Origin of the sequence: Marisediminicola sp. LYQ134, from assembly GCF_046599635.1 — a bacterium.
GTDB lineage: Bacteria > Actinomycetota > Actinomycetes > Actinomycetales > Microbacteriaceae > Marisediminicola.
Window position 1 is genome coordinate 268,488 of sequence record NZ_JBKIWP010000002.1, and the last position, 14,912, is coordinate 283,399.

Sequence of the window (14,912 nt, forward strand, 5' to 3'; positions counted from 1 at the left end):
TCGATGAGACTGCCTCGCCCGCTCGCGTGGGTACGCCAACCCACCGCTCTGCTCGCCGTCGCAGTCTTCGGCATCCTCGCGGTGCTCGTGATCAGTCCGCTCAGCGGACTGGTCGCGAGCACCCTCGCGCCGGGGGCGTCGTCGACGTGGCCCGAAGTCGTCGCGAGCCCCCTCTCCCGCAACCTGCTCTGGACCCCGCTCGGCAACTCCGTGCTCGTCGGGCTCGGCACCGCCGTGTTCTCGAGCGTCGTCGGGGGCCTCCTCGCCTGGATCGTCGTGCTCACCGACGTTCCGGGGCGCCGCACCATCGGCGCCCTCGCGACCATCCCGTTCGCGCTCCCCAGTTTCGCGATTGCCCTCTCGTGGGAGACCGTCTTCCGTAACGACCGCCTCGGCGGCACGAGCGGACTGCTCACCTCGTTCGGCATCGCCGTGCCCGACGCGCTCTCGTGGGGCACGCTGCCGATCATCCTCACCCTCGGGGCGCACTACTACTCGCTCTCGTTCGTGCTCATCGCGGCATCCCTCGCCTCCGTCGGCGGCGACCTCATCGCGGCGGCGGAGATGACGGGGGCATCCCGGTCGCGCATCGCCTTGCGCATCGCGCTCCCCGTCGTGGCTCCCGCGATCATCTCGGGAGCCCTCCTCGCCTTCGCCGAGGGGGTCAGCAACTTCGCGGTGCCCGCGCTGCTCGGCCTGCCCGTGCGATTCCAGACCCTGAGCACGCGCCTCTACGGAGCGATCGCCACGGGCGACACCGTGCGGGGCTACGTGCTCTCGATCGTGCTCGTCGCGGTCGCCGCCCTCGTGCTGTGGGCGGGCACCTCGGTCACCCGCAAGCGATCGTTCGAGACCATCACCGGCAAGAGTTCCCGCGGGCGCCGATTCGACTCCGGACCGTGGAAATGGCCGCTCTTCGCGATCGCGTCGGCGATCGTCGGCGCGACGACGATCGTGCCCGCGATCGTGCTCGTCGTGAGCACTTTCACGCGGAGAACCAACTCCTTCGCGGGAGGCCTCACGACCCACTTCTGGGTGGGCGAATCCGACCCCTCGATCGCGCAGGGCCAGAGCGGTGTTCTCGCCAACCCCGTGGTGGTGGATGCCACGATCTCGACGATCGCGCTCGGCGCGGGCGTTGCGGTGTGCGCGATCCTCGTCGGCCTCGCGGCGAGCTACGTGACGACGCGATTGCGGGGAGCGCCCGTCATCACGGGAACGATCGGCTTCTTGAGCTTCGTGCCCTTCCTCATCCCGGGCATCGCCCTCGGGGCCGCGTTCATCGCGCAGTTCGGCGCACCGATCGGACCGTTCCCGTCGCTCTACGGCACCCTCGGGATCCTCCTCGTCGCCGGAACCGCCGCGAGCCTCCCGTTCGCCTACCAGACCTCGCGCGTAGCCCTCGGGCAGATCTCGGCCGACCTCGAGGAGGCGGCCGTGATGACCGGCGCGACCATGCTGCAGCGAGCGAGGAGGGTGCTGCTCCCGCTCGCTGCTCCCGGCATCGTCGGGGGCGCCATCCTCGTGTTCGTCACGATGGTGCGCGACCTCTCCCTCGTCGTGTTGCTCGCGACCCCCGCGACGCCGCTGCTCTCGGTGCTGACCTACCGCTACGCCTCCGACGGCTTCACCCAGTTCGCGAACGCGATCACGGTCATCATCGCCGTGATCTCGGTGCTCGCGACCCTTCTCGCCCGGCGACTGCAAGGCGCCTCCCAACCCTGGATGGAACGATGACCGACACGACCCTGACCCTCGCCGGTATCGGCAAGACCTTCGGCGATGCGGCCGCTGTGAGCGACGTCGACCTCGACATCCCCGCGGGCTCGTTCGTCGTTCTGCTCGGCCCCTCGGGGTGCGGAAAGACGACGACCCTGCGCATGCTCGCGGGGCTCGAGAACCCGACCACGGGAAGCATCCGTTTCGGCGAGCGCACCGTCGCCGACGGTGACGCGGGCACGTTCATGCCCCCGGGCCGCCGCGGAGCCGGTCTCGTCTTCCAGAGTTACGCGCTGTGGCCCCACATGAGCGTGCGCGCCAACGTGGAGTGGCCCCTGCAGGTCGCGAAGTGGTCGAAAGCCGACCGTGCCGCGAGGGTCGACGAGGTGCTCGCCCTGCTCGAGATCTCCGACCTCGCCGACCGGTCGCCGTCGTCGATCAGCGGGGGCCAGCAGCAGCGCGTCGCGATCGCGCGCACGATCGCGCCTCGCCCACCCGTTCTGCTCTTCGACGAGCCCCTCTCCAACCTCGACGCGCGCCTGCGGGTCGAGATGCGCGCGGAGCTCGTGAGGGTGCACCGGGCCACCGGCGCCACGAGCGTCTACGTCACCCACGACCAGATCGAGGCTCTCGCGATGGCCACGCACGTCGCGGTCATGAACAACGGGAGGGTCGAGCAGTTCGACACTCCCGAGGCTCTCGTCGAGCACCCGCGCACGGCGTTCGTCGCCTCGTTCGTCGGCACCCCGCCCGCCGTGCTGCTCGAGTGCACGGTGCGCGCAGGTTCGCTCGACCGCGACGGGTTCGTCGTCGGCCCGGCCCCGGCCTCCGCGGCCGAGGGGTCTCCGGTCACGGCGATGTATCGTCCCGACTCGATCCGCGTGGCCGCACCCGGCGCATCCGGCATCCCGTTCGAGGTCGTCGAGTCGACGCCTCTCGCCGGGCGCCACCTCGTCTCCGGGGTCTCGGGGCGCCAGACGCTCGCGATCGTTCTCGAGGAGCGGATGACTGCGGGCGAGCGCGTGACTCTCGAACTCCCCTCGGCTCCGGTCGCCCTCTTCGACGGGTCGGGCGCGCGCGTCGAGCGGGTGGGAGCATGACCCGGCTCATCCTCGTGCGTCACGGATCCACCGAGTGGACGGACGAGGGCCGCTTGCAGGGGTCGATCGACATCGACCTCTCGCCCTCGGGCTTCGCCGAGACCCGCGCGCTGGCGCCCGCCGTCGAGGCCCTCTCTCCCGGAACGGTCGTCTGCTCCCCTCAGGCACGCGCGGTCACGACGGCGGCGACCCTCGGTTTCCACTCCCCCGACGTCGACCCCCGGTGGGCCGAAGCGGGTCTCGGGGACTGGGAGGGCTGCCTGCCCGGCGACCTCGGCGACGACTACGTGCAGTGGCGCCGCGGGCGCACCTTTCCTCCCGGAGGGGAGGAGCGTGACTCCGTGCACACGCGCGTGCTCTCCGCCCTCGAGGCCCTCTCGCGTGCCCGACAGCCGGTTCTCGTCGTGACGCACGGCGGCGTCATCCGCAGCGTGCTCGACCTCGTGGTCGGGCTCGACACGGGGTCGCTCGTCGCCGTGTCGCCCGCGAGCGTGACGGTCGTCGACCTGGACTCCCCGAGGTCCGGCCGGCTCGCTCTCTACAACTGGACGCCGCACATCGCATTGCCCATAAGCTCGACGCGATGACTTCTCCATACTCGTGCGTGCTCTTCGACCTCGACGGCACCATCACCGATTCGGCGCCCGGCATCACCTCGAGCCTCGCGTGGATGTTCGAGCAGCTCGCGCTTCCGGTGCCCTCGCCTGCCGACCTGCTGCGCTACGTCGGCCCGCCGATGCTCGACTCGTTCCGCGATTTCGCGGGGTTCGACGAACAGCAGTCGCGCCACGCCCTCTCGGTCTACCGCACGCACTACGTCGCGACGGGTCTCTACGACAGCCGCGTGTACGACGGCATGCCCGCGGTGCTCGAAGCCGTGGCGTCGAGCCCCCTCCCGGTGTCGCTCGCGACGTCGAAACCCGAGAGTGCGGCGACGCTCATCCTCGACCACTTCGCCCTGGCGCATCACTTCGACTTCCTCACCGGGGCGTCGGACGACGAGGTGCGCAGCGCGAAGAAAGACGTCGTCGCCGAGGCCCTCGCGCGACTGTCAGCCTCCGGTGCGGATGTCTCCAACCCGATCATGGTCGGAGACCGCGAGCACGACGTCAACGGTGCCGCCGCGCACGGGGTTCCGACGCTCTTCGTGTCGTGGGGCTACGGATCCCCCGCCGAAGCCGCGGGCTCGGTCGGCGTCGTCGACACCCCCGACGAGCTGCGCGCCGCGATCCTCGGGGGCTAACGGGCCAGACGGCTAGCGGGCCAGTCGCTCGACGATCGCGCCGAACGCTCTCGGCACAGCGGCTGAGACGGGCACGATCGCCCCGCGCGCGGGCGACGTCGCGAGCGCGACGAGTCCGCTCGTGAGCACGCGGAAGTCGCGTGTCGCCTCACGCCACGCCCTCTCGTAATGGCCCGGCCGGCCCTCGGCGATGCTCGCGATCGCGGCTCGCCCCTGAGCGAGCCCGATGCGGATGCCTTCACCCGTGATGGCGTCGACATAACCGGATGCGTCGCCCACGAGCATCACGCGACCCCACGAGCGTCTCGTGGTGCGCTGCTGGAACGGCCCGGCGCCGCGCAGGGTCGAAGCGGGTTGCGCGTCGGCGATGCGGTCGGCGACCTCCGGAACACTCGCAACGGCGGCGGCGAAGTCGGTGCCGGCGGGCCCGAGCACGGCGATGCCCACGAGGTCGTCGGCGACGGGGGTCACGTAGACCTCGACGTCTCGCGTGAAGTGCACCTCGATGAGGTCGCTCCACGGGGCGACGGCGAAGTGGCGGCGGAATCCGAACCGGCGAGTGTCGGTCGGTTGCCGAGACGGGCTCGGCACCTCCACCCCGATGAGGCTGCGGATCGTCGAATGGAGTCCGTCGGCCCCGAGAAGGTATCGGCCACGCACCCCGCCCGCCGAGACCCCCGCGCGGTCCTGCTCGAGCGAATCGACGCGAGCGGTGACGCGGTGCACGCCGAGACCCTCTGCTCGCTCGGCGAGCGCCGCACTCAAGACCGTGCGCCGCACGCCGAGACCGCCCGGCCCACGGAACCTGTGGTCGACCCGGGCACGAGGGGAGCGGTAGCCGACGCCGCGCAAAGGGTGTCCCGACGGCACGACACCGAGCCGCGCGAGGGCGGGAACCGCGCCGGGCATGATCCCCTCGCCGCACGCCTTGTCGATGGCATCCGCGCGCGGTTCGACGACGGCGACCGTGAGCCCGCCGAGGCGCGCTTCGATCGCGGCCGCGAGCCCGACCGGCCCACCGCCGACGACGATCACGTCGACGTCGACATCCGCGTTCCGGCTCATGTCGGGGTGGACCCCGAAGACGCCCTGTCGAGGGCGGCGAGGGCGCGGTTCTCGGTGGGGATGCGGAAGCCGAGGAGCAGAATCGCGTTGAGCACGGTGAAGACGATCGCCGTGATCCACGCCGAGTGCACGAGGGGGAGGGCGATGCCCTCGACCGCCACGATGATGTAGTTCGGATGCCGCATCCACGAGAAGCGGTAGGGCCCGCGGGTCACGCGACCGAGCCCGGGCACGACGATGACGCGCGTGTTCCACTGCGGGCCGAGGGCCGTGATCACCCAGTAGCGCCCCACCTGGCAGAGCAGGGCGATGACGAGCATGGGCCAGCCGAGCCCGGCGATGAACGGGCGGTCGAGCAGCACGACCTCGGCGATGCACGCGAGCAGGAGGCCGGTGTGCAGCACGACCATCGCCGGGAAGTGCCCGCGGCCGTGCTCGACACCGCCGCGCTCGAACGCCCACGCCGCGTTGCGCTTCGAGATCACGAGTTCCACGATGCGCTCGACGCCCGTGGCGAGAACGAGGGCGATGTAGGCGATCATGCGGGCCACTCCAGAAGAACGAGTTCGGCCGAGATCCCCGGGCCGAGGGCGAAGAGCACGGTGCGATCACCGGGCGACGGGTCGAGCTCGTCGATGCTATCGGCGAGGATGTGCAGCACCGACGCCGACGACAGATTGCCCACCCTCGCGAGCGACCGCCAACTGATGGCGAGCTCGTCGTCGGTGAGGTCGAGGGCGCTCGCGAACGTCTCGAGCACCCGCGGGCCTCCCGGGTGCGCGATCCATCCGGCCACCTCGTCGACGGCGCTGCCGTTGTCGGCGAGAAAAGCGCGCACGTCGTCGCCGAAGTGCTCCTCGACGACCTCGCTCACGCGGGGGGTGAGGATGATGCGAAACCCTGTCTCGCTCGCGTTGAACCCGATGACCTCCTCGGTGTCGGGATAGATGCGGCTGCGCGTGTCGACGACGTCGGGGCCGGCCGCAGACATCCGCTCGGCGCGGTCCGAGCCGACCATGACGACGGATGCCGCGCCGTCGCCGAACAGCCCCGTGGCCACGAGGTTGGCGGTCGACTCGTCGTCGCGCTGGAACGTGAGCGAGCACAGCTCGACCGAGACGAGAACACCGACGTCGTCGGGGTGGCCGACGAGGTAGTCGGCGACGCGCGCGATGCCTGCCGCCCCCGCGACGCACCCGAGGCCGTACATCGGCACGCGTTTCACGTCGGAGCGCAATCCGAGCCGCGCGACGAGAAGCGCGTCGATCGACGGCGCCGAGATGCCCGTGACCGAGGTGAACATGACGTAGTCGACGTCGGCCGGTTCGAGCCCCGCGGTCGCGAGAGCCTCTCGCAGCGACCGCTCGGCGAGATCGGCGGCGATCTCGATGAACATGTCGTTCGACTGGGTGAACGTCTGCGGGTCGAGATAGCGCTCGAGCGGCATGACCAGGTGCCGCGTGTCGACCCGACTGGACTGGTGCAAGCGGTCGAGCACGGCGCGCTTCGAGCGGTCTCGAGTGACGATCGACCCGATCGTCTCGGTGATCTCCGCCTGCGGGTACACGTGCTCGGGGAGTGCCGTTGCAACCGCCGCGATTCGAGCCATTCGAGACGGTAACACGCGGTTCCGAGCGCTTCGGCACCACCCCTCGGCCCTGGGTAGAGCTGCCCATTGAGCGGGCCGCCACACTGGTCCACACTGGTGGCTGCGCCGCGAGGTCATCGCCGGCCCACACACTCACAATCGGGGGAACCATGAGCGACTTCCAGATCGCCTTCATCGGCGTCGGCATCATCATCATCATCATCACCTTGAACGTGCTCAAGCGAGTGGCGCGCAGAAAGACGCGGGAGTACGGCGTGGCCCGCAAGGCCAGCGTGACCCCCGATCTGATCAAGGAGTTCAGCACCTCGGTCATCCTCGACGCCGATGCCGATCGCGTGACCGCCCTCATCGAAGGCATCCCCAAGAAGCGCACGATCAAAACACTGCGCCCGGGGGTGTGGGGCATCAACTTCGCCGCCAAAGACGACGTGGTCATCGAGGTGCGCCCCACCGGAACGTCGTGCGAGGTCGTCGTGACCTCGGTGACGCAGTACATGGGCCTCCCGCAGGGGCTTCCCGAGTGGCAGCGCTTCGTCGCACAAATCGAGGAGGCGGCGAAGGCCGAGGGCCTCACGGTGCAGCGCGGGTCACGCCCGTTGACGTTCGACCCCGCCGACCCGAACACGTTCGACAACTCGAAGTGGCTGCTCGCCCCGGTGTCGCCCGCCTAGTAGTCACCGACGTCACCCCGTGCCTGAGCGCACGGGGTGTTGTCATGTCGGGCGTCGCCGGTCGCGCCTCGCGCGACGAGCCGATCGGCCACGGGCCGCGGTAGCTCGCTTCGGGCGAGCTCGGGGGTGAAGAGCACGGCGCGATCCGCCGTGTCGAGGTCGGGAAAGTACCCGACGAGTTCGCGGTCACTCGACTGCGCCGCCCATCGCACCACGCGATAGAAGAGTTCGTTTCTTGGCCCCAATCGGAGGGCCCGCACGACCGCGGCCGGTTCGCGAGCTGAGTCGCGCATGATGATCCACTCGTCGCCACCGAGGTAGATGGGTGGCCAGGGTGGCCGCCACTCCCGTACGTGCATTCGCGCTCCTGATGCATCCGGAGCAGCCGGCCCTGCTGTGCCGATCATAAATCCTCGGTCGGACACTTGACACGGTCGACTCTGGTCAATAGGTTCATTAGTGAAGTAACTAACCAACGAGGTGACATGTTCAACGACGAGAGTCCGATCTTCCAGCAGCTCGCTGCGCGGATCGCCGACGACATCGTCGCCGGCACCTACGCCGAAGAGGCGGCGGTGCCGTCGACCAACGAATTCGCGGTCTTCTATCGCATCAACCCGGCGACCGCAGGAAAAGGAGTCAACGTGCTCGTGGAACAACAGGTTCTCTATAAGAAACGCGGGGTCGGGATGTTCGTCGCGACCGGCGCTCGAGAGCGGCTCAGGCAACTGCGCCGCACCGAATTCCGCACCCAGTTCGTCGCGCCGCTCGTGCGCGAAGCGAGCGTTCTCGGCATCACGCCGAGCGAAGTCGCCGACATGATCACCCGCGAGGCCGCGACCCCCGTGGCCGCGACATCCGAACCCACGACCCCGGAGGAGGCGCGCTCATGACGAACGCCATCGACATCCGGAGCATCTCCCGACGCTTCGGTCGCACCACCGCTCTCGACGACGTGAGTTTCACCGTTCCCCAGGGCTCCATCTGCGGGCTCCTCGGGCGCAACGGTGCCGGCAAGACCACGATCATGTCGATCATCGCGGGGCAGGACCGCCCCACCTCCGGCTCGGTCGAGGTGCTCGGTCACGCTCCGTTCGAACACGGACCGACCCTCGAGAACATCAGCTACGTGCGCGACAACCAGCGCTATCCCGACGACTACCGCTTGCGCCACGTGCTGCGCATCGCCCCGCACTTCGCGCCCCACTGGAGTGACGAGGTCGCCGGCTCGCTGCTCGACACCTTGCGCATCCCCGAGAAGACGGCGATCAAGAAGTTCTCCCGAGGGCAGCTGTCGGCCGTCGCGATCGTGCTCGGTCTCGCGTCGAGGGCGCCCGTCACGCTTCTCGACGAGCCCTACCTGGGCCTGGATGTCACGGCCCGCGGCATCTTCTACGACGCCCTCCTCCGCGACCTCGACGAGCACCCGCGCACCGTGCTGCTCTCGACCCACCTCATCGAGGAGTCGGAGAACCTCCTCGATCGCGTCGTGATCATCGATCGCGGAAAGGTCGTGGTCGAGAGCGCCTACGACGAGTCGCACCGTTTGGCCGTGCAGGTGAGCGGGGTGACCGAGGCGGTCGAGAGGTTCGCCGCGACCCGCACCGTCCTGCGCACGCAGCGCGTCGGGGGCCTCGCCTCCGTCACCGTCGCCGGAGCCGTCGACGCCGTGATGCGCGACGACGCCGACCACCTCGGCGTGCAGCTCGCGCCCGCATCCCTCTCCGAGATCGTCGCCGCCTACGGCGCGAACGACGCCGCACCCACCGAGTCACGAACAGGAGTCAGCGCATGAGCACCGTCGCATCCACCACCCGCTTGCACCTCAACAAGCGCGAGATCACCTTCGCGGTGCCCCTCTACATCACCGCCATCGTGGCTGTGGTGTCGGTGCTCATCGCCCTCATGTTCTGGCGGGCGGGGAGCATTCCCGGCACCGCCGAGTGGATCGAGGGCTCGCGCAACAACCCCGGCATCGCCAACGCCCTCGCGGGCTTCATCGGCTACCTCGGAGTGCAGTCGGTCGCCACGACCTTCCCCTTCGCCCTCGGCATGGGGTCGACCCGCAAGGCGTTCGTCGCGGGCCAGCTGCTGTGGACCGTCATCGTGTCGGCCTACCTCACGGTGATCTTCGCCGCCCTGCTGCTCCTCGAGCTCGCCACCGGGCACTGGTTCTCCGACTTCTACATCTTCGACGTCAACGTGCTCGGCGCGGGAGACCTGTCGAAGCTCATCCCGATCGTGTTCCTCGGATCGCTCGCGCTCCTCACGGCGGGCGGAGCGTTCGGCGCGGTGTGGGTGCGCTACGGACCGCGAGGGCCGGTCGTGCTCGGCGCCGCGGTGGCCATCGTCGTGATCGCCGCACTCATCGTCGTGATCCCGTCGGCCGAGCAGATCTTCGCCTCGTTCGAACTGTGGTGGCTCGCAATCGCGGCGCTCGGCGTCGCTGCGGCGGCATCCGTCGGCACGTGGCTCTTCCTGCGATCGGCGATCGTGCGCTGATCGCCGCTACGGCACACCGAGGCGTCGTCCCCACCCGGGGGCGGCGCCTCACGGCGATGCTGGCTGGCCGCCGACGCGCCGGGGCCGGGGCCGGGGCCGGAACCGGCTGAGCGGCGCCCTGCCGACGCCTACGATTGTCCGGTGCCGACCGCCTTCCGACGCTCACCCGCCGTGCGGATCGGCCTCTCTATCGCGGTCGCGACCGGTCTCTACGGCGTCTCGTTCGGAGCCCTCTCCGTCGCCTCGGGGCTCAACCTCTGGCAGACCGTCGCGCTCAGCGCCCTGCTCTTCTCCGGCGGGTCGCAATTCGCGTTCATCGGGGTGATCGCGGGGGGAGGGAGCCCCATCGCCGCGACAGGGGCGGCCGCTCTTCTCGGCATCCGCAACGCCGTCTACGGCATGCAACTCAATATGCTCGTGCATCCGCGCGGCTGGCGACGGTTCGTCGCGGCCCACGTGACGATCGACGAATCGCTCGCGACGAGCACCGGCCAGACCGACCCCGTCGAGCAGCGCCGCGGGTTCTGGGTGGCCGGTCTCGGCGTCTTCGCCCTGTGGAACGTGTTCACGATCGTCGGCGCGCTCGCGGGCGAAGCGATCGGCGACCCGAAGCAGTGGGGGCTCGACGGTGCCGCCGTCGCCGCCTTCCTCGCGCTCCTGTGGCCGAGGCTGCAATCGCGGGATGCCGCGGCGATCGCCGTCGTGTGCTCGGTCGTGACCGTCGTCGCGATCCCTCTCGTGTCCCCGGGGATCCCGATCCTCGTCGCGGCGGTGGTCGCGGGCATCCTCAGTTGGCGGGCCCGCCCGGGCGACGGGACCCCCGCACCTCGAACCGCGGAGGAGACGTCGTGACCCTGTGGGTGTGGATCATCGTCGCGTGCGTCGCGGCCTACCTGACCAAACTGCTCGGCTACCTCGTGCCGCGCAAGTGGCTCACGAACCGTCGGGTGGCCCGCGTCGCCGCCGCGCTCACGATCGGGTTGCTCGCCTCCCTCACCGTCGCCAACACCGTCGCGACGGGCCAAGCGCTCGCCTTCGATGCGCGCCTCGGCGCCCTCGCGGCGGCCGCCGTCGCGCTGTGGCTCAAGGCACCATTTCTCGTCGTGGTCATCGTCGGCGCTGCAGCGGCGGCGGCCCTGCGACTGCTCGGCATTCCCTGACGGCTGCGGCTTGAGCTCGCCCCTCGCCGCGCCCCGTTCGCGCTATTGCACCGCCGCCGTGAGTCGCGCGACCGTGTCGAGCACTTGCACGGCCGCCGGCCGCGTCATCCACCGGTCGAGGGTCAATTCGCGCGACTTCGCGCGGTAGTCCTCCTCGACCTCCCGCAGGGCGTCGACGACCGACCGGCCGTGCACCATGAGCGACACCTCGAAGTTGAGGCTGAAGGAGCGCATGTCCATGTTGCTCGAGCCGATCACGGCCACGCTGTCGTCGACGGTGAAGTGCTTCGAGTGCAACACGGTCGGTTTCTCATAGAGGAAGATGCGCACGCCGGCCCGGAGGAGCGTCTCGTAGTACGACCTCTGCGCGTGGTAGACGACGAACTGGTCGGCGACCTCGCACGCGAAGAGCTGCACATCGACACCACGCTCGGCCGCCGTGGTGATCGCGTAGAGCATCGAGTCGTCGGGAACGAAGTAGGGGCTCGCGATCACGAGCCGCTCCTGGGCGCTGTAGACGAGCGCGTTGAAGAGACGCAGATTGTTCTCACCCTCGAACCCCGGTCCGCTCGGAACCACCTGGCACTCGACGGCGTCGGCACCCGCGATCGGGGTCACCCGGCGGCCGTCACCATCGGTGTCGGTGTCGGTGCCGTTCGTCGGCAGCTCGTCGGTTTCGCTGTACCAGTCGGTCGCGAAGAGGGCATCGAGGCCGAGCGCGGCCGGTCCGTCGAGGCGCACCATGAGGTCTTTCCACCGCAGACCGCGACGGATGTTGCCCCACTTGTTGTACGTCGCATCCACCATGTTCTGCGAGCCCGTGAACGCGACGCTGCCGTCGACGACCACGATCTTGCGGTGGTTGCGCAGGTCGGGCCGCCGCCACATGCCCCGGAACGGGTGGAACGGCAGCATCTCGGCGAAAGGAACCTTCTGCTCGCGCAACCACCGACGGGTGGCCCGGCCGAGCGGGTTGCGCATCGTCGCCCAGTGGTCGTAGAGAACCCGCACCGTGACGCCGCGCGCCATCGCCCGCGTGAGTGCGTCGAAGAAGTCCGCGGTCGTGTCGTCGCGCACGAAGATGTAGAACTCGACGTGCACGTAGCTCTCGGCGTCGTCGATCGCCCGGGTCATCGTGGCGATCGACTCCTCGTAGTCGGGCAGCAACCGCACCGTGTTGCCTTCGACGAGCGGCATCGACCCGAGCTCGTGGTTGAGGTGCACGACAGACCCGAACCAGGGCGGGTCGTCGGATGTCTCGCGCGGCGCGACGAGCTCGGCGCTCGCTTTCTGGATGCGCCCGCTGATCTCCCGCTGCTTCGCCCGCCGGTCCCGGGGGAGCTTCGACGTGCCGAGCACCGCGTAGACGAGGCTCCCCGGAATCGGCGCGACGAAGATCGCGAGCAACCACGCCATCGCCGCGCTCGGCGCCCGATTGCGGGGCACTGTGACCACAGCGCCGACCCTGATGAGGATGTCCACCACGAGCACGACTGTCGGGAGGACCTTCGCGATGCGGCGCCAGTTCATGGTCCGATCATGTCAGGCGTCCCGCCCGCCCCGTAGCGGTGGGCTACCGCGGACGGCCAGTATCTGTGGAGAACCCCGCGCGGGCCTCGCGCTCCTCCACGGTCTCCAGCTCGTGAAAGAACGTCACTTGCCAGCACGCTGGTCCCTGAACTCGAGCGTTCAGGGAGCGAAACGGTGTCAGTACCTGGGGCGCGAGGACTCGGTGATGCGCTCATGATCACCACTCTCACCCCTCACGCGCACGTGAGGGGCAAGGCCCCATCGGCCCCGAAGAGTCGCGAGCATGTCCAGCTCCCGATCTATCGCCTGTTTCTCGCTCTCGAGACGACGCCGGGCCGCATCGAACGCGCGTTCCAGTTCATCGTCGGAAGCGGACCCGCCCACAACGCGAAGGAGGGTCGCGATGACGGAGCTGCAGAAGCCAGCGTCGAGGAGGTCCCGGATGGTCGCGATGACGGATTCGTGCTCAGCACTGTAGAGACGCTGCCCCGAAGCGTTCCGGCGCGGCGCGAGCAGCCCTTGGTCTTCGCAACAGCGAAGCGCCCGCACGCTCACTCCGGTTCTCGCAGAGAGCTCCCCGATGCGCATGGCTCGATTCTCGTCCGTTCCACCAATCGGCGCTTGGAACAATGGGTGGCCCGCAAACAGAAGCGGCTCCGAACCAGTGATCGCCTGGTCAGAGCCGTTTCGGTGCTGGTGCGCGAGGGGGGACTTGAACCCCCATGCCCTCTCGGGCACACGGACCTGAACCGTGCGCGTCTGCCAATTTCGCCACTCGCGCAGACTCAGAGACATTAGCACAGCGGATGCCGCGACATCCGGTGCCCAGACGGCCACCGCCACCGCTCCACCCGCCCGTTCCGCCGCCCGAATTCGCATCCGCCGTGCACCTTCGCCGCGCGGATGCCGAAACGGGCAGCGGATGCGCCGAGTCGAGCGCCGAGCCGGCCTTCACCCGCGCACCACGACCCCGTCCCGCCTCACCGCGCAGGGCACCTCCCGGGAGGGCCGCTAGCATACTGACAACTGCGCAACGACCGGATAGAGGACACCGTGGGCCTGTTGGACAACTTCGAGCAAGGGCTCGAGCGCGTCGTCAACGGCACCTTCGCCAAGACGTTCCGGAGCGGCCTCGCCCCCGTGGAGATCACGAGTGCCCTCCGACGCGAGCTCGACACGAAGGCCGCCGTGGTCTCCCGCGACCGCATCCTCGTGCCCAACAACTTCACCGTGCGGCTCGGCCGCACCGACTTCCAGCGCATGTCGAGCATGGGGTCGAGTCTCACCGACGAACTCACCGGGCTCGTGCACACGCACGCGACCGCTCAGGGCTACCAGTTCGCGGGAGCCGTGACTATCCGTCTCTCCGAAGACACGTCGTTGAGCGAGGGCATCATCCGCATCGATTCGACGAACGTGTCGGGCGAGGTCGCCTGGACTCCCGTGCTCGAGATCGCCGGCAAGCGCCACCCACTCACTCGCTCGCGCACCGTCATCGGGCGTGGCAGCGACGCCGACATCACGATCGACGACACCGGAACCTCGCGCAAACACGTCGAGGTGCTGTGGGACGGCAAGCGCGCGCAAGTGCAGGATCTCGGCTCCACGAACGGCTCCAAACTCAACGGCGAGCCGGTCACGAAAGCGCTCCTGGCCCCCGATTCGGTCATCACGATCGGCAGAACCCGTATTGTTTTCCGAGTGCTCGCCCAAACCGTCGATCCATCCGCTGCGCGAAACGCAGGCCGTGAGCGAGGCAGCGCCCAGTGAGTGAGCTCACGCTCCTCATCCTGAGGATCGCCTTTCTGGTGATTCTCTGGTTGTTCATTTTCGGCATCGTCTACGCCCTCCGATCCGATCTGTTCGGGTCGAGCCCGCGACGCCAGAGTGCGGATGCCGCCGTCCCGGCCCCCGCCCCCGTCGCCCATCAGCAGTCCGCACCTCCCGTCGCGGCTACCCCTCGACCGACGCCTGCGAGTTCTCTCCCCCACAACTCCGCGCCGGCGGCGACCGCCCTCACGGCGAGCAGGCTCGTCGTGACGACCGGCCCGAAGGCGGGGATCGAGATCCCGCTCGGCTCGAAGCCGCTCACGATCGGGCGGTCGAGCGAGAGCGGCCTCGTGATCCGCGACGACTACACGTCGACGCACCACGCTCGTCTCATGCTCCTCAACGATTCGTGGGTCATCCAAGACCTCGATTCGACCAACGGCACGTTCCTCGACGGCATCAGGGTCGACGTGCCCACGCAGGTTCCTCTGGGCACTCCGGTCAAGATCGGCACGACGAGCTTCGAGCTCCGGCGGTAAGCGC

General features: G+C 69.1%; 18 protein-coding genes and 1 tRNA gene. 12 read left to right on the forward strand and 7 right to left on the reverse strand.

The annotated features are described in order from the left end of the window. Nucleotides 1-3: 3 nt before the first annotated feature. Genes ACLHIH_RS09745 through ACLHIH_RS09760 form a run of 4 tightly spaced genes read left to right on the forward strand, consistent with a single transcriptional unit; the run spans nucleotide 4 to nucleotide 4,062 of the window. A complete protein-coding gene (locus ACLHIH_RS09745) occupies nucleotides 4-1,737 on the forward strand; it encodes an ABC transporter permease (RefSeq protein ID WP_411316603.1) in 1,734 nt (577 codons plus the stop codon). Next, nucleotides 1,734-2,819, forward strand: coding sequence for an ABC transporter ATP-binding protein (locus ACLHIH_RS09750; RefSeq protein ID WP_411316604.1), 1,086 nt, complete (start codon nucleotides 1,734-1,736; stop codon nucleotides 2,817-2,819). The genes ACLHIH_RS09745 and ACLHIH_RS09750 overlap by 4 nt, the downstream gene beginning before the upstream one ends. Beyond that, complete coding sequence (locus ACLHIH_RS09755; protein WP_411316606.1) at nucleotides 2,816-3,406, forward strand: histidine phosphatase family protein; 591 nt, start codon at nucleotides 2,816-2,818, stop codon at nucleotides 3,404-3,406. Before ACLHIH_RS09750 ends, ACLHIH_RS09755 begins: the two co-directional genes overlap by 4 nt. After that, on the forward strand, nucleotides 3,403-4,062 hold the full coding sequence (locus ACLHIH_RS09760) for an HAD hydrolase-like protein (protein WP_411316607.1): 660 nt from the start codon (nucleotides 3,403-3,405) through the stop codon (nucleotides 4,060-4,062). Before ACLHIH_RS09755 ends, ACLHIH_RS09760 begins: the two co-directional genes overlap by 4 nt. Before the next feature lie 12 nt (nucleotides 4,063-4,074). Here ACLHIH_RS09760 and ACLHIH_RS09765 read toward each other — a convergent pair whose 3' ends face one another. From ACLHIH_RS09765 to ACLHIH_RS09775, 3 genes are read right to left on the reverse strand one after another with little or no spacing between them, the layout of a single operon-like run. Next, the gene (locus ACLHIH_RS09765) at nucleotides 4,075-5,127 is read right to left on the reverse strand and encodes an NAD(P)/FAD-dependent oxidoreductase (RefSeq protein WP_411316608.1); all 1,053 of its coding nucleotides are present in this window, start codon (nucleotides 5,125-5,127) and stop codon (nucleotides 4,075-4,077) included. After that, nucleotides 5,124-5,669 (reverse strand): isoprenylcysteine carboxyl methyltransferase family protein, encoded by a 546-nt coding sequence (locus ACLHIH_RS09770; RefSeq protein ID WP_411316609.1) that lies wholly within the window; start codon nucleotides 5,667-5,669, stop codon nucleotides 5,124-5,126. Before ACLHIH_RS09770 ends, ACLHIH_RS09765 begins: the two co-directional genes overlap by 4 nt. Beyond that, on the reverse strand, nucleotides 5,666-6,853 hold the full coding sequence (locus ACLHIH_RS09775) for a type III polyketide synthase (protein ID WP_411316610.1): 1,188 nt from the start codon (nucleotides 6,851-6,853) through the stop codon (nucleotides 5,666-5,668). Before ACLHIH_RS09775 ends, ACLHIH_RS09770 begins: the two co-directional genes overlap by 4 nt. A 32-nt stretch (nucleotides 6,854-6,885) precedes the next feature. On the opposite strand from ACLHIH_RS09775, the gene ACLHIH_RS09780 reads away from it, so the two are divergent. Then, a complete protein-coding gene (locus ACLHIH_RS09780; protein WP_411316611.1) occupies nucleotides 6,886-7,407 on the forward strand; it encodes a hypothetical protein in 522 nt (173 codons plus the stop codon). Here ACLHIH_RS09780 and ACLHIH_RS09785 read toward each other — a convergent pair. Further along, nucleotides 7,404-7,766, reverse strand: a complete 363-nt coding sequence (locus tag ACLHIH_RS09785) for a hypothetical protein (RefSeq protein WP_411316612.1) — start codon at nucleotides 7,764-7,766, stop codon at nucleotides 7,404-7,406. The two genes, ACLHIH_RS09780 and ACLHIH_RS09785, sit on opposite strands and share 4 nt — an antisense overlap. Before the next feature lie 126 nt (nucleotides 7,767-7,892). On the opposite strand from ACLHIH_RS09785, the gene ACLHIH_RS09790 reads away from it, so the two are divergent. The 5 genes from ACLHIH_RS09790 to ACLHIH_RS09810 all read left to right on the forward strand — a co-directional run bounded on the left by ACLHIH_RS09790 (nucleotide 7,893) and on the right by ACLHIH_RS09810 (nucleotide 11,069). Then, complete coding sequence (locus ACLHIH_RS09790; RefSeq protein ID WP_411316613.1) at nucleotides 7,893-8,300, forward strand: GntR family transcriptional regulator; 408 nt, start codon at nucleotides 7,893-7,895, stop codon at nucleotides 8,298-8,300. Further along, nucleotides 8,297-9,202: an ABC transporter ATP-binding protein gene (locus tag ACLHIH_RS09795; protein WP_411316614.1), complete on the forward strand. Its 906-nt coding sequence runs from the start codon at nucleotides 8,297-8,299 to the stop codon at nucleotides 9,200-9,202. The genes ACLHIH_RS09790 and ACLHIH_RS09795 overlap by 4 nt, the downstream gene beginning before the upstream one ends. Next, complete coding sequence (locus ACLHIH_RS09800; RefSeq protein WP_411316615.1) at nucleotides 9,199-9,909, forward strand: hypothetical protein; 711 nt, start codon at nucleotides 9,199-9,201, stop codon at nucleotides 9,907-9,909. Before ACLHIH_RS09795 ends, ACLHIH_RS09800 begins: the two co-directional genes overlap by 4 nt. Before the next feature lie 141 nt (nucleotides 9,910-10,050). Beyond that, on the forward strand, nucleotides 10,051-10,761 hold the full coding sequence (locus ACLHIH_RS09805) for an AzlC family ABC transporter permease (RefSeq protein WP_411316616.1): 711 nt from the start codon (nucleotides 10,051-10,053) through the stop codon (nucleotides 10,759-10,761). Then, nucleotides 10,758-11,069: an AzlD domain-containing protein gene (locus tag ACLHIH_RS09810; protein WP_411316617.1), complete on the forward strand. Its 312-nt coding sequence runs from the start codon at nucleotides 10,758-10,760 to the stop codon at nucleotides 11,067-11,069. Before ACLHIH_RS09805 ends, ACLHIH_RS09810 begins: the two co-directional genes overlap by 4 nt. Before the next feature lie 42 nt (nucleotides 11,070-11,111). Here ACLHIH_RS09810 and cls read toward each other — a convergent pair whose 3' ends face one another. The 3 genes from cls to ACLHIH_RS09825 form a co-directional block, all read right to left on the reverse strand. Next, nucleotides 11,112-12,599, reverse strand: a complete 1,488-nt coding sequence (gene cls, locus ACLHIH_RS09815) for a cardiolipin synthase (protein ID WP_411316618.1) — start codon at nucleotides 12,597-12,599, stop codon at nucleotides 11,112-11,114. Between the two features lie 177 nt (nucleotides 12,600-12,776). After that, nucleotides 12,777-13,187, reverse strand: coding sequence for a MerR family transcriptional regulator (locus ACLHIH_RS09820; protein WP_411316619.1), 411 nt, complete (start codon nucleotides 13,185-13,187; stop codon nucleotides 12,777-12,779). 106 nt (nucleotides 13,188-13,293) lie between these two features. Then, nucleotides 13,294-13,380 (reverse strand) — tRNA-Leu (locus tag ACLHIH_RS09825). Between the two features lie 272 nt (nucleotides 13,381-13,652). Between ACLHIH_RS09825 and ACLHIH_RS09830 the strand changes: the two genes are divergently transcribed. Then, nucleotides 13,653-14,369, forward strand: coding sequence for an FhaA domain-containing protein (locus ACLHIH_RS09830; protein ID WP_411316620.1), 717 nt, complete (start codon nucleotides 13,653-13,655; stop codon nucleotides 14,367-14,369). Beyond that, nucleotides 14,366-14,908, forward strand: coding sequence for an FHA domain-containing protein (locus tag ACLHIH_RS09835; RefSeq protein ID WP_411316621.1), 543 nt, complete (start codon nucleotides 14,366-14,368; stop codon nucleotides 14,906-14,908). Before ACLHIH_RS09830 ends, ACLHIH_RS09835 begins: the two co-directional genes overlap by 4 nt. Nucleotides 14,909-14,912: the final 4 nt, after the last annotated feature.

Excerpts from the sequence above, each read along its gene's own strand:
- ACLHIH_RS09750 (WP_411316604.1), top strand. The coding sequence starts at position 1,734 with ATGACCGACACGACCCTGACCCTCGCCGGTATCGGCAAGACCTTCGGC.
- ACLHIH_RS09785 (WP_411316612.1), bottom strand. The coding sequence starts at position 7,766 with ATGCACGTACGGGAGTGGCGGCCACCCTGGCCACCCATCTACCTCGGT.
- ACLHIH_RS09795 (WP_411316614.1), top strand. The coding sequence starts at position 8,297 with ATGACGAACGCCATCGACATCCGGAGCATCTCCCGACGCTTCGGTCGC.
- ACLHIH_RS09800 (WP_411316615.1), top strand. The coding sequence starts at position 9,199 with ATGAGCACCGTCGCATCCACCACCCGCTTGCACCTCAACAAGCGCGAG.
- ACLHIH_RS09760 (WP_411316607.1), top strand. The coding sequence starts at position 3,403 with ATGACTTCTCCATACTCGTGCGTGCTCTTCGACCTCGACGGCACCATC.
- cls (WP_411316618.1), bottom strand. The coding sequence starts at position 12,599 with ATGAACTGGCGCCGCATCGCGAAGGTCCTCCCGACAGTCGTGCTCGTG.
- ACLHIH_RS09820 (WP_411316619.1), bottom strand. The coding sequence starts at position 13,187 with ATGCGCATCGGGGAGCTCTCTGCGAGAACCGGAGTGAGCGTGCGGGCG.
- ACLHIH_RS09745 (WP_411316603.1), top strand. The coding sequence starts at position 4 with ATGAGACTGCCTCGCCCGCTCGCGTGGGTACGCCAACCCACCGCTCTG.
- ACLHIH_RS09770 (WP_411316609.1), bottom strand. The coding sequence starts at position 5,669 with ATGATCGCCTACATCGCCCTCGTTCTCGCCACGGGCGTCGAGCGCATC.
- ACLHIH_RS09755 (WP_411316606.1), top strand. The coding sequence starts at position 2,816 with ATGACCCGGCTCATCCTCGTGCGTCACGGATCCACCGAGTGGACGGAC.
- ACLHIH_RS09775 (WP_411316610.1), bottom strand. The coding sequence starts at position 6,853 with ATGACCTCGCGGCGCAGCCACCAGTGTGGACCAGTGTGGCGGCCCGCT.
- ACLHIH_RS09790 (WP_411316613.1), top strand. The coding sequence starts at position 7,893 with ATGTTCAACGACGAGAGTCCGATCTTCCAGCAGCTCGCTGCGCGGATC.
- ACLHIH_RS09765 (WP_411316608.1), bottom strand. The coding sequence starts at position 5,127 with ATGAGCCGGAACGCGGATGTCGACGTCGACGTGATCGTCGTCGGCGGT.
- ACLHIH_RS09780 (WP_411316611.1), top strand. The coding sequence starts at position 6,886 with ATGAGCGACTTCCAGATCGCCTTCATCGGCGTCGGCATCATCATCATC.